The 14,512-nt window shown below is 42.6% G+C and carries 16 protein-coding genes; 13 read left to right on the top strand and 3 right to left on the bottom strand.

Annotated features, from left to right (window positions below; translation table 11 throughout):
- Positions 1-44 precede the first annotated feature (44 nt).
- The 11 genes from DHAF_RS20030 (at position 45) to DHAF_RS19985 (ending at position 10,982) form a co-directional block, all read left to right on the top strand.
- Positions 45-872, top strand: a complete 828-nt coding sequence (locus tag DHAF_RS20030) for a dihydroorotate dehydrogenase electron transfer subunit (RefSeq protein WP_193345572.1) — start codon at positions 45-47, stop codon at positions 870-872.
- The gene (locus tag DHAF_RS20025; protein WP_015944956.1) at positions 862-1,806 is read left to right on the top strand and encodes a dihydroorotate dehydrogenase; all 945 of its coding nucleotides are present in this window, start codon (positions 862-864) and stop codon (positions 1,804-1,806) included. Before DHAF_RS20030 ends, DHAF_RS20025 begins: the two co-directional genes overlap by 11 nt.
- Before the next feature lie 160 nt (positions 1,807-1,966).
- Entirely contained in the window at positions 1,967-2,695 is a 729-nt protein-coding gene (pyrF, locus tag DHAF_RS20020; protein ID WP_015944955.1) for an orotidine-5'-phosphate decarboxylase, read from the top strand.
- 43 nt (positions 2,696-2,738) lie between these two features.
- Complete coding sequence (gene pyrE, locus DHAF_RS20015) at positions 2,739-3,344, top strand: orotate phosphoribosyltransferase (RefSeq protein WP_015944954.1); 606 nt, start codon at positions 2,739-2,741, stop codon at positions 3,342-3,344.
- A 438-nt stretch (positions 3,345-3,782) separates the two neighbouring features.
- A complete protein-coding gene (locus DHAF_RS20010; RefSeq protein WP_015944953.1) occupies positions 3,783-4,826 on the top strand; it encodes a hypothetical protein in 1,044 nt (347 codons plus the stop codon).
- A 277-nt stretch (positions 4,827-5,103) separates the two neighbouring features.
- On the top strand, positions 5,104-5,562 hold the full coding sequence (locus DHAF_RS20005; protein ID WP_015944952.1) for a hypothetical protein: 459 nt from the start codon (positions 5,104-5,106) through the stop codon (positions 5,560-5,562).
- A gap of 297 nt (positions 5,563-5,859) precedes the next feature.
- Positions 5,860-7,893: an STM2767 family DEAD/DEAH box helicase gene (locus tag DHAF_RS20000; protein WP_015944951.1), complete on the top strand. Its 2,034-nt coding sequence runs from the start codon at positions 5,860-5,862 to the stop codon at positions 7,891-7,893.
- Positions 7,877-8,554 (top strand): STM2766 family helicase-associated protein, encoded by a 678-nt coding sequence (locus DHAF_RS24790; protein ID WP_015944950.1) that lies wholly within the window; start codon positions 7,877-7,879, stop codon positions 8,552-8,554. The genes DHAF_RS20000 and DHAF_RS24790 overlap by 17 nt, the downstream gene beginning before the upstream one ends.
- A gap of 123 nt (positions 8,555-8,677) precedes the next feature.
- On the top strand, positions 8,678-9,505 hold the full coding sequence (locus DHAF_RS19990) for a TrmH family RNA methyltransferase (RefSeq protein WP_015944949.1): 828 nt from the start codon (positions 8,678-8,680) through the stop codon (positions 9,503-9,505).
- Positions 9,506-10,194: 689 nt separating this feature from the next.
- On the top strand, positions 10,195-10,362 hold the full coding sequence (locus DHAF_RS26190; protein WP_015944948.1) for a hypothetical protein: 168 nt from the start codon (positions 10,195-10,197) through the stop codon (positions 10,360-10,362).
- A 248-nt stretch (positions 10,363-10,610) separates the two neighbouring features.
- The gene (locus DHAF_RS19985) at positions 10,611-10,982 is read left to right on the top strand and encodes a hypothetical protein (RefSeq protein WP_041272131.1); all 372 of its coding nucleotides are present in this window, start codon (positions 10,611-10,613) and stop codon (positions 10,980-10,982) included.
- A 190-nt stretch (positions 10,983-11,172) separates the two neighbouring features.
- Here DHAF_RS19985 and DHAF_RS26470 read toward each other — a convergent pair whose 3' ends face one another.
- The 3 genes from DHAF_RS26470 to DHAF_RS26185 all read right to left on the bottom strand — a co-directional run bounded on the left by DHAF_RS26470 (position 11,173) and on the right by DHAF_RS26185 (position 12,330).
- Positions 11,173-11,643: a hypothetical protein gene (locus DHAF_RS26470; RefSeq protein WP_242659904.1), complete on the bottom strand. Its 471-nt coding sequence runs from the start codon at positions 11,641-11,643 to the stop codon at positions 11,173-11,175.
- A gap of 101 nt (positions 11,644-11,744) precedes the next feature.
- Entirely contained in the window at positions 11,745-11,975 is a 231-nt protein-coding gene (locus DHAF_RS26465; RefSeq protein WP_242660010.1) for a Fic family protein, read from the bottom strand.
- 184 nt (positions 11,976-12,159) lie between these two features.
- On the bottom strand, positions 12,160-12,330 hold the full coding sequence (locus DHAF_RS26185) for a hypothetical protein (protein ID WP_005811419.1): 171 nt from the start codon (positions 12,328-12,330) through the stop codon (positions 12,160-12,162).
- A 161-nt stretch (positions 12,331-12,491) separates the two neighbouring features.
- Between DHAF_RS26185 and DHAF_RS19970 the strand changes: the two genes are divergently transcribed.
- Positions 12,492-13,037 carry a dihydrofolate reductase family protein gene (locus tag DHAF_RS19970; RefSeq protein WP_015944943.1) on the top strand — a complete coding sequence of 182 codons (546 nt, stop codon included), beginning with the start codon at positions 12,492-12,494 and terminating at the stop codon, positions 13,035-13,037.
- Positions 13,038-13,236: 199 nt separating this feature from the next.
- Complete coding sequence (locus DHAF_RS19965; RefSeq protein ID WP_015944942.1) at positions 13,237-14,193, top strand: 3-hydroxyacyl-CoA dehydrogenase family protein; 957 nt, start codon at positions 13,237-13,239, stop codon at positions 14,191-14,193.
- The last annotated feature ends 319 nt before the right edge of the window (positions 14,194-14,512 follow it).

The following is a 14,512-nucleotide window of genomic DNA, read 5'->3' as shown; positions in this document are numbered from 1 at the left end:
AAGAGAAGATTAGATCGGATAAATAAAACGCCGGAAAGGACGGGATGGAAATGCTGGATAAGGCTGAAGTCGTTTCTCACCAAATCATGGGTGATCCCCGCTATAAAATCATGAAGTTGGTTCTCCGGACCGAGATTGCCCGGGAAGGGCAGCCGGGGCAATTCGTTCATGTGCAGGTCTCCACGGGAATAGATCCTCTTTTGCGCCGCCCCATCAGCATTGCGGATATTGACCGGGAAGGCGGGGAACTCACCCTGCTTTATCGGATTAAAGGCAAAGGCACGGAAGTGTTAGCCAAGGTCAAGGCGGGGGAAAGCTTAAGTCTGATGGGCCCCCTGGGCCATGGCTTTACCCTGCCTGAGCAGGGAGAACTTATCCTCGTTGCGGGGGGAATCGGTGCTTTTCCCCTCCTTCCTTTAGCCAAGGCGGCCCGTGCGAAAGATATTCCTGTACGTTTGTATTGGGGCGGGGAAGATGAAGACTTCTTTGCTGCTGCCGGGCTGGGGCTTTGGCAGGATGCCGGTATCCCGGTTTTCCTGAGTTCCATGGACGGAAGTATCGGGGCCAAAGGCAATGTTTTGGACCTTATTCGCGAAAATTCCCCTGATTCAATGGCTGCCCAAGGGCCGGGATGTTCAGTGGCGGTCTGTGGCCCTCAGGTGATGATGAAGGCTGTCAGCGAGCACTTTCTGCAAACCGGGGCCTCTGTGGAGGTTTCTCTGGAAGAACGGATGGGCTGCGCGGTGGGAGCCTGCTTAGGTTGCGTGTGCACCTTAAAGGATGAAAACAGCGGTAGGATTTACAGGGGAAAAGTATGTCAGGACGGACCGGTCTTCCAAGGGAAGGAGGTGCTCTGGGATTATGAACAGTGAAAAGAGCGGAGATAACGCCATGAAGAAGGTTAATCTGGAAGTGAATCTAGGACCATTAACTTTGAGAAATCCTGTGCTCACCTGCTCAGGCACTTATGGCTTCGGAGAAGAGTATGCTCCCTATTGCCCGGTTGAGAAATTGGGCGGAATTACTCTCAAAGGGCTTACCCCGGAGCCACGCCTAGGGAATCCTTTGCCGCGTCTGGCCGAGACTCCGGCAGGAATGCTCAATTCGGTTGGTCTGGAAAACCCCGGTCTTGAGGAGTTTCTTCATTCCTATCTCCCCAGGGTGCGGGAGCTGCCGACTACGGTCATTGCCAATATCTCCGGATTTTCCTTACAGGATTATGAGACTATGGCCAGTGCTCTTCAATCCGGCTCGGGAATTCATGCCCTGGAAGTCAATATCTCCTGCCCTAATGTCAAGCATGGGGGAATGCATTTCGGCACCCATCCGGACAGTGCGGAAGAAGTAATTGCCTTGGTCAGGGGAAAGACGGACCTCCCCGTGATTGCCAAGCTGTCCCCCAATGTCACGGATATTGTGGCGATGGCCAAAGCAGTGGAGCGGGGAGGCGCAGATATCATATCCATGATCAATACTTTGCTGGGGATGAGCATCGATATTGAAAAACGTCAACCCCTTTTAGCCAATAAGATGGGTGGTCTGTCAGGACCGGCCATTCGTCCGGTGGCGGTACGGATGGTGTGGCAGGTGGCCCAGGCTGTAAAAGTCCCCATCATCGGTATGGGGGGAATTCTCACTTGGCAGGATGCCGTGGAATTCATGCTGGCCGGAGCCAAAGCAGTCAGCATCGGCACCGGGAATTTTGTCAACCCTCTCGCTCCCCTGGAGGTCATAGAGGGGATCGAGGAGTATTGCCGCCGTCAGGGCTTTGCCTCTGTGGAGGAGATAGTGGGACTGGCTTTGTAGGTTGTGGGTCCGGATATAACCTTTGCCTGCTGTAGTGCAGTTGGTGCTGGCGGAGGATGAAAGCGGCTGTCAGCGGTGTGGCGGACGAGCATTTTCGGAGAATATCGCCTTTTGGGAGTAGCGAAAAGGGTAGACTTGGCGGAAAGAAAGGAAGATGGCGATGGAGCTGGAAAGAACAGTGTCGGAGAACAATAAAAAGGTCATGGTGGCTATGGATGTGAATAGCCGGGAGAAGGCTTTAGCCCTGGCTGACCAACTTCAGGGGAGCGGCTGCTGGCTTAAAGTGGGGATGGAGCTCTATAATGCTGCAGGTGCCGGCATTATCCGAGAACTGAAGGACAAAGGGTTCCCCATCTTCCTGGACCTGAAGCTTCATGATATCCCCAATACGGTGGAAAGTGCGGTACGGGTTCTGGCCGGATATGGCGCCGATGTGCTCACTATTCACTGCAGCGGCGGTCATGATATGATGGCCCGGGCGGTCCAGGCTACCCATGAAGTGAAAAAGCAAAAGAATGCTGAGGAGCGGATGAAGATTATCGGCATCACGGTACTGACCAGCCTTGATGAAGAGAGGCTGCAGCAGGATCTGGGAGTGGGCAGAACCCTGCCGGAGCAGGTGGTTGCCCTGGCCGAACTGGGTCAAAAGGCAGGTATTGACGGGGTGGTGGCCTCGGCTCAAGAAAGCGCCATCCTCCGCCGGCATGTAGGACCGGATTTTGTGGTCATTACGCCGGGGATTCGCCCCAAAGGCAGTGAAACCCATGATCAAGCCCGTACACTTACTCCCAAAGAAGCCCTGGAAGCGGGGAGCTCTTATCTGGTGGTAGGCAGACCCATTACCCAGGCGGCCAATCCAAGGCAGGCTTTGGAGCAGCTTTGGGATTAAGAACGAGCATAAAGTGCATCGATTGGAAAGGAGTCTGGAATTTATGACAGTATCTAATAAATCCTTATCCCCTGAAGAGGTTTTAAACATATTCAAAGAAAGTGAAGCTTTATTGGAAGGGCATTTCCGGCTGACCTCAGGGAGACATAGCCGCCAATATATGCAATGCGCCAAAGTTTTGCAATATCCCCATCATGCAGCCCGCTTGGGAGAAGCTTTAGCGGAATCCTTCCGGGGCCAGGGGATTGACCTGGTGATCGGGCCGGCCATGGGGGGAATCTTAGTCGCTCATGAAGTCGGCAAGGCTTTAGGAACCAAAGCCATTTTCACCGAGCGGGAGAATGGAGAAATGAAGCTGCGACGGGGCTTTGAACTCCAACCTGGCCAAAAGGTCCTGGTGGTGGAAGATGTGATCACTACCGGGGGTTCGGTCCGGGAGGTTATAGAGGTGGTCAAAGCCTATGGGGCGGAACCTGTGGGAGTAGGGGTGCTGGTGAACCGGAGCGGCGGGAAAGCTGATTTTGGTGTGCCTCTGGCTTCGTTGTTGGAGATAGAGATTGAATCATTTGACCCTGAAAGCTGCCCTCTTTGTGCTGAAGGGATTCCGGCTGTTAAGCCGGGAAGCCGGGCTGTGCCGACGGGGGAGTAAGGGCTTTTCTTATGCCGCAGTAGTTCTTGTGTGGAGTATGCTTGATGCTGAGCGATTGGAATTGGCTGAGGTATGTAGATAGAGAATAGATGCTCCCGTTAGGGTGACAGGTTTTTTATGGCCTGTCTGCCTTAACGGGAGCATGTTTTTTAGTACGTCCGATGGAAGGAGTTCTTAAAATGCTATCTTTCAGGAAAGAGGAGTGAAGGCTCCGGTGTCTAATAGTTATATAAAGGGATTTGGAGAGATACATTTGAAGTTGTTTATAGAGGCAGTATTATTGCAATATCATGCGGTAATTCTTTTGGGGTGGCAGAAAAGGCGTATTGATGTTGCGGTAAAATGACGTTATACGACATATCGTGTAAGGGTCGCGCCGTCCTTGGCGCGATGAAAATGGAGTTTTAAAGTTATATATAAAAGGAAGAGGATGAGCTATTGGAACTGTATAAGCTGTATTTTAAACGAGTCCCAATGAAGGGATTTTACCTAGCTTGTGAAATAGCTAAAAGGGCGTTCAAATATACGATTTTGGAAAATCTGTTCCCTGATGACGATAGTGAAAACCATGAGGTTATTTTTACGGAAGAACAAATTCATGAGATGGAGCTACTTCTTGGATGTTATAGTAACTTCCCAAATCGGCAAACCTTATCTGGAATAGATATATTTAATATGGATATTCGAAAGATCGAGGGTTTTTGCTTCTATGACGGAAATCTAAGTTTACATAATTTTGGGGGAGCTAATAGGATGCCAGGATATATCCATTCTGAAAGCCTAGAAATTGCTCACTTTTATAATGTTCAAACAAAAATGCTCTTTGAAGAAGAACATGAACAGTGCCGAGAAGTTATTGGGATTTTGAAAGAGCGTCTTAGCTTTGCTACGGATGCAGAGTTGGCCAAGTTTTTACGGCATGAATATATGATTCCAATGCAGCGTGAATATAGAAAATGCACAAGTTACCTTTCTAACATTAAAATGAAACATACTCTTCAACGGCTCATAGGGGAAGGCTATAATCTTAATATGAGTGACAGCAACTACTGGCTTCTGAGTGAGGTTTTTAAGAAAGAACGGAAAAAAATTCGCGAAGAATTGGATTTACTCTATGAGGGCTTGCTCATTACACGGAATTTACCGAAACAATGGAAAAGTGAGTTTGAATTGTACAAATTGGTAAAGAAACATTTTGAAGATGCCCGATTCCAATATTCACCGGACTGGCTTTCTCCCCAGCGTTATGATATCTTCATACCCTCTCTAAACATTGCGATTGAGTATCAGGGCATCCAGCACTTCCAGTCAGTTGACTTTTTCGGAGGTGAAGAAGGGTATCAACACAGATTAGCTCTCGATGAAAAGAAAAAACTCAAATCAAAGAGCAATGGAATCAAGATCATTGAATGGCTTTTTACGGAATCTATAAGCAAAATGGTGCTCGATGGAAAGATAAAACAGGTTCTAGATACTTATTGAAGATTTTGATGATATATGCAAATATATAATCAAAATCATTATATGTGTTGCAGTATTCTTTTGCGATTTATTTGTTTACTTGTAATTTATAGGCAGCACCGTCCTTGGCGCTGTTTGAGTCACGGGGCACGATACGTCCTATAAGGGCATGTTCTCAAAATCTGAGAAGATATGAATGTAGTAACCAGACTTCAAGAACACGCAGAACGTTATATGATAGATGGTGCAAAAGCCGGTTTTCTATGGTCGGAGTTGTTTGTGAAAGAGAGGTTAATCGATGTTTTTCATCTCTGCTGATCCAAAAGGCAAAGTATATCATGATCTAATTGACCTAGCGTTTGAATGCTGTGATGAGTTTATATTAGTTTTAAGACAAGATATGTATGTATCACAAAATGCAAAAAATGTTTTAGAAAGATTGTCACCCTCACTTATAGAAGTTAAGGAACAATATGAATGGCCAGGGACATTATTAGGTGGTGGAAGGCCTGCATTGGTTTATTACTTTAGGACCGATAAACAGGCAAAGCGAATTATAAAAAAGGCTTCGAATTCGTTACATTCTTGGGTACAGCCAGCTTTACCAGAAGATTTGTCTTTTAGGAAAGGAGAAGTTCTTTGGTTAGTAAATACTTCTCATGAAGCATCAAGCTCTTTGATAATAAATAATAAAGATGATGTTGATAAGTTTCTTAATATTAGGAACTTAGAATCTATAGAATATCATAAAAAATAACGGGTACTGGACAGATGATTAGATTCAAGGGCTGCCTTCCTTGGTAGCTCTGAGTCATGGGGCACCATCCATCACATAACAGAGGAGTCCCGCAACTGGAGGATGATAGTATGGTTGGGACGCTGCGGGACTCCTCAGGACGTTAAATGAAATTGGTTGCAAAGAATTTGCTGTCATGGCGCGGAGTGACTTAAAGATGTACTTTTAAGATATAACAATTACATGTATAATTTGGTAGAATAAGTTTAACAATAACTTTTGATGATATGATTTATAAATTTAAGGGTAGGTAAAAAAATGAGTAAAAATTACTTTTATTCACAGGTAGAAATAAATGAAGAGAATGCTTTATTAATTGAAGCACTTAGAACATTCGCCAATGATAACTCCATTCAAACGTATGCTATTCTAGAACCACTCGGCGAGGAAAAGTATAATTATGATTATAAGAATGTAGTTAATGTTCTTATTCCCGGCTATAAAATACTTATTGTCAATGTTGGTAAAAGTAACGACGAAAAATTCGAATACTTTTGCGAAGATTTTATTGAAGATTTAAGTCACCTTTCTGACAAGTTTACATATAAGGACAAAATTGGTAGGCCGAGGGATTGGAAGCGTAACCAAATAGAGTTAATAAACTATGAAAACTTCGATGCCGAGGATTTCATAGAAAAGATTAATATTTATAAACTATCAAATCCAGTTCAAAAGAGAATTTCTGAATTATTAATTTCTTTATTAATTGGAAGTATTAACCCAATTGTAAATATCGGAATAGATGAACCTGAAAATATTTTGGATAAAGTTAAACAAAAGATAGTTTTATTTGATAGTGATCAAACACGTTTCATCTTTGAAAAAGTTAATGAACGAAGGATTGTTATTCAAGGATTAGCTGGTACGGGTAAAACAGAGTTGTTATTGCATAAACTAAAAGAATTATATGTTAGGGAAAGCAAGTCAAAAATTTCATTTACTTGTCATAGTAAAACTTTATCTAGCAACCTAAGAATGCGAGTACCTCAATTCTTCACATTTATGAGGGTAGAGGAACAAATTCAATGGAATGAGAGATTATGGGTTCACGGAAGTTGGGGATCTCAAAACTATCCCCATTCTGGGCTTTATGCGCTTATCTGTAATAGATATGGTATACCATTTCAACGTTATTCTAGAGGAAAGACATTTGCCGGAATTTGCGCAGATGCAGTAAAATTCTTGAAGCAAAGAAAAGTAAATGGAGATCTCGAACCGTATTTTGATTACATACTAATTGATGAAAGCCAAGACTTTACTGAAGAGTTTTTTGAATTGTGCGAAATGGTAACAAAAAAGGCTGTTTATATAGCTGGGGATATATTTCAAAATATATTTGATAATGATTATTCAAAGGTGGATCCTGATTTTCTTCTGAACAAATGCTATAGAACTGATCCTAGAACATTGATGTTCTCACATGCAATAGGGTTAGCTCTATTTGAAAGGCCAGTAGTTAATTGGTTAAGTGATAGAGAGTGGGAGGCATGTGGATATCAGATAAGAAAGAACAATGATAATTATAGATTAACTCGAGAAAAAATAAGACGATTTGAGGATATAGAAGATATGCAAGAAATAAAGCCTGTTGAACTATATTGTGTAGAATATGACAATATCTTAAATAAAATTATAAGTTTAATAGGTGAGATTAAAGCAAAACATTCTACAGTTAAGCCTGATGATATTGCAATTGTTTTTGTCGATGATAGTAATAGCATTTACAGAATGATTGATGTTTTGGGCGTATTAATTAGAAATGAATTTAACTGGGAGATAAATAGAGGTTATGACAATAAAGGACAGATTGAGGATACCTTATTTATAAGTAATAGAAATAATATTAAAGGATTAGAATTCCCTTTCTTAATATGTGTTGTAACTAATGAGATTGAAAAAAATATTAAGTCTAGAAATACTCTTTATATGACTTTAACCAGGTCATTTATCTCATCTTATTTAGTTATGTCTACTTATAATTCTGATTTGTTCGAAATTTGGAATCCACAATTAGAAGGGATTATTAAAGATAATAGTTTATCTATAGTTAGACCTGAACCTGAAGATATAATGTCTAAGGAACAATTACAAATTAATGATCCAACATATAAAACTTATCAAGAAATTGTGGAAGAACTGTTCTTAGAGTTTAAAATCCCTATTAAAAAGAGAGAGAAAATGCTAAAGATTTTAGATGCATATGCAACAGATGATTCTGAAATTTTAGAAGAAGGATTAATAAGAATGATTATAGAGAAGAACTTGGAGCTTATAAATGGAAAAGATAATTGAATTCAATATAAATCAAAAGATTTTCGATTTAATTCGTCGAAGAATTAAAACCAAAAGTCAATTAATTGAACTCTTAATTGAAGTGAGTTCATTAATTATTGTAAATATACCTTTAAGAGATAATGGTTTTGGCAAAATATCTATTAATTTGGACAATATGAAAAGATGTTTTTTTAGCATTCAAAATTCAGATTCTTATATTTGTAAGCATTTCACATTTAATTTTCCATTTAGAATATCTGAGGAAAATGGTATTTATCAACTTGAAACATTTAATGGTGGAATAATGATAAAGAGTTCACATATAGCAATTTTAAGATCTATTTGTTCTAACGGTGCATTTGATGAACGAGAATGTAGGCATGGACTTTTATTAGATTTTTCTCAGTTAATAGAATTGACACTGATAGATTTAAATTTAGATATTAAATCTTATGAGAGAGATCTAAATCAGATTTTAATGGAGCTGTTTACATTTGAGCCAAGTTATATCCGTTATGATTATGATGAGAAAAATGAAGACGGGAAAATTCATCCTCTTAATCACTTAGATATATTTTATTCACAAAGTACTTCATTTAAGTTAGGTTGTGAAAGGTTAGAATTAAAAGAATTCATGGATATATTGAATACAGGTACTGAATGTTCATATATAAAATAGGTAGCTTAAGCTGTTTAATAATAAATTTAGAAGGTTAGAAAATATTTAAAGATGATTAAAGAGTCGCCGTTTATGGCGACTTCTGAGTATGGGGGCGCCCAACCTCGAACATAAGGAGATAAGATGTCAAATATCATTGAGATAAGCGATTTTTCATTGCCCAATTTGGATGTCTTTGCTCGCCTGACGGAAACGCAGCTGCGCAACCGCTTGGAGCCGGAGATGGGCATCTTTATTGCGGAGAGTACCAAGGTAATTGGACTTGCCCTCGACGCGGGATGCGAGCCTATTTCACTTTTGATGGAGCGCAAATATATTGCAGGGCAGGCGCGCGGTATAATCACCCGCTGCGGAGATATCCCCGTCTATACTGCCGATAGAAACCTGCTGGCAGGGCTGACTGGCTTTCAGTTGACCCGCGGTGTGCTGTGTGCCATGCGGCGCCCTCATTTACCCAGCGTTGAGGAGGTATGTGCCGATGCAAGTCGGGTGGCTGTGCTTGAAGGGATTGCGGATTCCACCAACATGGGAGCCATTTTTCGCTCGGCTGCGGCTCTAGGCATCGATGCCGTGCTGCTTACCCCTTCATGCTGTGACCCATTGTGCCGGCGTGGGGTGAGGGTGAGCATGGGTACCATCTTTCAAGTGCCATGGGCTCGTATTGGCAGCGAGCTCTCCCAGTGGCCGCAGCAGGGCATGAAGATTCTGCGCAAGTTGGGCTTTAAGACAGTTGCCATGGCTTTAAATGATAAGGCTGTCAGCATAGACGATTCCCAGCTCATGGCAGAAGAAAAACTTGCTATCGTATTGGGTTCAGAAGGTAATGGACTGGCGCCCGGCACGATTGCTGACTGCGATTACACCGCGTGCATCCCTATGTCCCATAACGTGGACTCTTTGAACGTTGCTGCAGCCAGCGCCGTGGCTTTTTGGCAGCTCAGGGTGCGGTAGGGCAATTAAGAGTCAGGATGCCTTCAAAAGAAGAGCTGCAACTGTGCAAAGGAGAAGGGCTGTCCGAAATAGGTACGCGCGTACTTATTTCGGACAGCCCTTTTTGAGGATGAGGGGTGTGGCCTCAAAAAGAAATAGGACCCCAAGAAAAAGAGGTCTAAAGATTGCATTTTCCCTTAAAAAAGCTATAATTAGGACTAGGTGGAAATTAAAAAGTCGCCGTGACCTAAGAGTGTTAGAGCACCCTCAGGCACGAGCAGGTGGTACCAGCACCTACACGTAACAGTCTAGCTGTCCACGACGACATTCTTATTATACAATGGGGCTCCTTTCTGCACAAGCGAAGCACCTGTGCCGGAAGATGGAGTGGGTATAATGAGATATTGGCTGTCGGCAGAAGAGACTGTGCGGCTTCACGCAACAGGGGATACAGCCTATTCCTGACCCAGGGAGCGGAAGGGGAGTGTTCGCAGACTGATGATGCGGAGCTCTTGTCTGTTCACAGCCGGTTTGTTTCCGGTTGATTGGGGCTGGGTGTTAGGATTTCAGCAGATAACGAAGCATAGCGCATGTGTAGGGTGAAAAAACCTCGCATGCGCTTTTTAATTTCCCCTATCAAAGCAGACGGCAGGACCGGGCATGATCCCGGCTGCCCTGCCGCTGCTTGACGTAGGGGGTAATAGAGGAACATGACGGATTATAAAAGGATGTATTTTCAATTGGCGGCTAAAGTCGCCGATGCCATGGATATCCTGCTTAAAGCACAACAGGAGGGCGAGAAGGAATTCATGGATGGAGAGAGTCTTTCGGAGGGGAAAGTCATGGTCATTCCAGAAGAGCGCGGTGAGTGTGACTAAGGAGGTTTGTCCCCAAATGCGACAACGTTGTCGCATTTGGGGACATGTTTATTGAGCTTGCTTTGTGGGTGTAGGGCTGCCACGAGTGCACCAGTTTTTTTAGGAGCCTTTTTTAAAAAAGGAGTGAGGACTTCGGTGTCAAATAGTCTACGTATGGGTGAACGGGGGAATTAGCTTTAGGGTCGTCTTTTTTGCAGCTATAAATTCACAGTTGTAACAAAGAAAAGGGGGGAGCCACAGTGAAAGGCATGATACAGTCTTTTCGAGAAATGACTATCATTGGCAGAGTAGGGGTATTGGTGGGGATAGTTGCTTCTGTAAGCGGGATTGCTTTAAGTGTGATACTTTGTTTATTTAATCCATATGTTGGCGGTACCGCTAAGGAAACAATACCAGTAGCCCTTTTTGGCCTTGGACTACCGGCGCTTATGGTAGGTGTTGCCTCACTGTATGGGATGTTTTGGTTGAGCTGTGTTGCGTTTATTTATTCCCTGCCCCTTAGTTTGTACTTAGCAGGAACCCCTGGTCTATTCAGGTTTTTTCTGCCGGTTTCAATAGGCTATTTGATATTGGCTATTACGTTAAGGGTTGATCAGAAACTAAGGAACGTAAGGCATTGAAAGCAGCAGGTTGGAGCGAAACTCTTTTGTATCCGCTCCAGTTCAGCTATTATAAAATTAAAATCCAATTCAGGGATTTTTTTGATGAAGCCATCTGCGTTGATTAATTGGCTTAGGTCTGATTTCATTAAAGGAATCAGCTTATAGCCTTGTACCCAGGAAGGTTTGGTTAAAAACATTGGCGATGACATTATTCTTCTTCAACAATATAACGGTGATCTTTATTGCTCTTGTCAAATAACAACTTCCCATTCTTAATGGCAAGAGGCTTTACAGTGGCCTTTTCTAACTGTTTAGGAGTTAAGGATAATTTCTTATAGCCCTGTTCTTTGGTAACGGCACTCAATGTTTCCTCCTCCTTAGGTTCAAAATGATTTCCTTCATTGTTCATCATATCACCTTCTAAACAACCGTCCAATAAGTAGTATGCCCATGATTTGCCACTTAGAAGATTTAAAATAGGTGCGTCCATGAGCGGATTAGGAATTGGTGTGATTTTTACACGTTTGTAGGATTTTGTGGCTAACTCGCCACTGACTAAACTAATAGGAAGGTGAAATTGTGGATATGAAAGATGAACAGGATAAGCATGAGAAACATAAAAGAGAAGAATATGAGAAACATCCCATGATAAATTTTGTGGATTCAGTAAACCGTTCATAGTTTGGCGACTTAAGGGGATTAACTCAGGGTGGTTGCCTTAGGATACTGTGGGAATGGCGAAAACGTTAAAAAAACAGAGACCCCAATAAATGAGATCTGCTACTTAGGAAATCGCTCTTTTAGCCAATGTGACAGTTCGAGGATATAGGTATCTAAGGCCTTGCCGGTTAATTGGGAACATGATATTTGAATAGCCTTAGCATAGGCTTCATCGTCGTCAACATTATCTGAGTATCCATTGATTTTAAGTAAGATTGAGGCAGCATAAAAGCCAACTCGTTTATTACCATCCACAAAGCAATGATTTTTTGTTAGGAAATACCAGAGCATTGCCGCCTTTTCATAGACTGTAGGATATTTTTCATGATCAAAATGGGGATATTGTTGGTCAAGGATACTCCTGATTTTTGACAAAAATCTTTATATAACTCAAGGCTCCCGCCAAAGGATTTGATGGCTTCTTCGTGAATTGCAAGGATATCCTCTATATAGAGGAGTTCTATATCATGCATATTTACTCGGCTAATTTCTTAAGGAGCTTGGAATGATCTGAAGTAACTTCCTTAAGTGCTTTAGCAACTTGTCGCTTATGCTCATTAGAAGAGTTTGGTTGTGCGCTGTCTTTAGGTTCTTTTGGAATAGCCATATCAACATCCCCCTCAGCCTTAGCCTTATCTTTATCCATAGTGTACCACCCTTCGTGATTTAGAACAATTGTTAGTACTATTATTATTCAAATTGAAGAGATATAGTCTTAAGACTATAAAGGGGCGAGGGAATACTTCAGCTAACACGTCCATTGCCGCAACTTAGAAAATATGAATGTAAGGTGGAGGTGATCATTGGATGAGACGGGTGCGATACCAGGTCGCGTGTAGCATGGATGGCTATATCGCGGCACCGAACGATGGTTTTGATTGGATTACCCCAGAGCCCTCGTTCGATTTTGAGGCGCTGTATGCGCAATTTGACACGTTGCTGATGGGGCGACGCACGTATGAGATCGTACGCGCAACGGGCGAGAGCTTTCGCGGAAAGCAAGTGATCGTGGCCTCACGGTCGCTTCGGCCAGTGGACCATCCTGATGTTGAGATCGTGAGCGAGGGACTTGAAGCACGAGTCCGAGAGCTTCGTGGGCAACCTGGTCGAGATATCTGGCTCTACGGCGGAGGGAATCTCTTCTCCCAACTTCTCGCCTGGAATCTGGTTGATACATTCGAACCGGCAATTATACCGATTCTTCTGGGAGGTGGGGTGCAGTTGCTCCCTCCACACGGGATACGTCGGTGTTTGGAGCTCGTTCGGCACCGTGCCTATCCCAGTGGGATGCTTCTCCTCGAATATAAGGTGCAACAGGCTGGGGAAGGTACGAATGAATTTTCCAGAGGATAGTCATAGTGTCAAACATAGTCACGGTTTTTCGAGGTTTATTTGAATGTAGTCGAGTAAGTTTATACTTCATGGCTGATTTTCAAAAAGTGGTTGCGACTATCCACTAGTCTTATATATCGTAAATATGCGGAGGTTCAGGGATCCGCGTCCATGGCGGCCTCTGGATCTGGAAGATTATGTTCCAAGGGGAGTGTTTGAAATGAATGTAGAAGGTATTGGAAGAATCTGTAACTTGGGAACGGGTACAGTTGGTCCTGGTATAACCCTAACATTCGCTCTAGCTGGATATGAAGTTAATATGTATGGCCGCTCGAATGATAGTATAAAGCGTGGTATGAATGCAATTACGGATATGCTTAAAAAATTTCGGGAACATGGTTTAGTTAAAGACTCAGATATTCCGGAAATCATTGGACGAATAAAAGGCGTTACAACATTAGAAGAAGCAGCTGATGGTGTTGACTTCGTTATCGAATCAATTGTCGAAAACCTTTCAGCTAAGCAGGAAATATTTGCTAAAATGGAGAGGTTATGTTTAGTTAATACTATCTTTGCTTCAAGTACCTCGGGTCTAACCACATCGGCAATTGCCGAAAGCCTGGAATATAAAGAACGTTTTATCGTTGCCCATTTTTGGAATCCACCGCATCTCATACCATTAGTAGAAATTGTTCCTGGACAATACACTTCCCAGAACACCACTAATATTACGTCAAAATTATTACTTAAGATTGGCAAAAAACCAGTAATCTTAAAGAAGGAAGCTTTAGGTTTTATCGGTAATCGTCTACAGTTTGCTATGCTTCGAGAGGCACTTTCTCTAATAGATTCAGGGGTTGCCACGAAAGAAGCAATCGATACAACGATTAAGTATGCTCTAGGTCGTCGCTTATCTACAACTGGTCCACTTGAGAGCGCCGATTTAAGTGGCTTAGATATTATTTATGACATTTCATCTTATCTATTCAAAGATCTTTGCAACGATACAAGTGTTTCACATACATTGACAGCACCCATTGATGAAGGTAGGCTTGGTACAAAAACAGGCTCAGGATTTTACGAATGGACGCCAAATTCATTGTCTAAAATTAGCAAGGTTCGGGAAGATAACCTAATTGAATGGTTAAAGAAAGATAGGAACGGCTATCTAGAATAGAAGGTGACGAACTTCACCTAACAGCGTATTTCCAAAATCTGAGACAATATGAATGTAGTAACCAGACTTCGGGAATACGCAGAACGTTATCCGAAACCTACACAAAAGGCTGCGCATCCATACGTGGATTACGGAGTGTGGCTTCTGGTGCACACTTGTAGAATTAGACGAATTAACGGAAAAGTATTTATTATAGGAGGGTTTAAGTCCCTACAAGTACCCTTACTATATTTTCAACCAGCTGCCGGGTGTAGAGTTCGGCCAGTATCCAATTTCCGTCCAACAGATAATTCATAAACTCCTATTTATGGTTTAAGGC

Source organism: Desulfitobacterium hafniense DCB-2 (genome assembly GCF_000021925.1).
Classification (GTDB): domain Bacteria; phylum Bacillota; class Desulfitobacteriia; order Desulfitobacteriales; family Desulfitobacteriaceae; genus Desulfitobacterium; species Desulfitobacterium hafniense.
Note: the sequence above shows the minus strand (reverse complement) of the source record. Positions and strands in the feature narration are given on the sequence as shown.

Excerpts from the sequence above, each read along its gene's own strand:
- DHAF_RS20030 (WP_193345572.1), top strand. The coding sequence starts at position 45 with ATGGAAATGCTGGATAAGGCTGAAGTCGTTTCTCACCAAATCATGGGT.
- DHAF_RS26190 (WP_015944948.1), top strand. The coding sequence starts at position 10,195 with ATGACGGATTATAAAAGGATGTATTTTCAATTGGCGGCTAAAGTCGCC.
- DHAF_RS24790 (WP_015944950.1), top strand. The coding sequence starts at position 7,877 with ATGGAAAAGATAATTGAATTCAATATAAATCAAAAGATTTTCGATTTA.
- DHAF_RS19990 (WP_015944949.1), top strand. The coding sequence starts at position 8,678 with ATGTCAAATATCATTGAGATAAGCGATTTTTCATTGCCCAATTTGGAT.
- DHAF_RS19965 (WP_015944942.1), top strand. The coding sequence starts at position 13,237 with ATGAATGTAGAAGGTATTGGAAGAATCTGTAACTTGGGAACGGGTACA.
- pyrE (WP_015944954.1), top strand. The coding sequence starts at position 2,739 with ATGACAGTATCTAATAAATCCTTATCCCCTGAAGAGGTTTTAAACATA.
- DHAF_RS26465 (WP_242660010.1), bottom strand. The coding sequence starts at position 11,975 with ATGCTCTGGTATTTCCTAACAAAAAATCATTGCTTTGTGGATGGTAAT.
- DHAF_RS19970 (WP_015944943.1), top strand. The coding sequence starts at position 12,492 with ATGAGACGGGTGCGATACCAGGTCGCGTGTAGCATGGATGGCTATATC.
- DHAF_RS26470 (WP_242659904.1), bottom strand. The coding sequence starts at position 11,643 with ATGAACGGTTTACTGAATCCACAAAATTTATCATGGGATGTTTCTCAT.
- DHAF_RS26185 (WP_005811419.1), bottom strand. The coding sequence starts at position 12,330 with ATGGATAAAGATAAGGCTAAGGCTGAGGGGGATGTTGATATGGCTATT.
- DHAF_RS20000 (WP_015944951.1), top strand. The coding sequence starts at position 5,860 with ATGAGTAAAAATTACTTTTATTCACAGGTAGAAATAAATGAAGAGAAT.
- DHAF_RS19985 (WP_041272131.1), top strand. The coding sequence starts at position 10,611 with ATGATACAGTCTTTTCGAGAAATGACTATCATTGGCAGAGTAGGGGTA.
- DHAF_RS20005 (WP_015944952.1), top strand. The coding sequence starts at position 5,104 with ATGTTTTTCATCTCTGCTGATCCAAAAGGCAAAGTATATCATGATCTA.
- pyrF (WP_015944955.1), top strand. The coding sequence starts at position 1,967 with ATGGAGCTGGAAAGAACAGTGTCGGAGAACAATAAAAAGGTCATGGTG.
- DHAF_RS20025 (WP_015944956.1), top strand. The coding sequence starts at position 862 with ATGAACAGTGAAAAGAGCGGAGATAACGCCATGAAGAAGGTTAATCTG.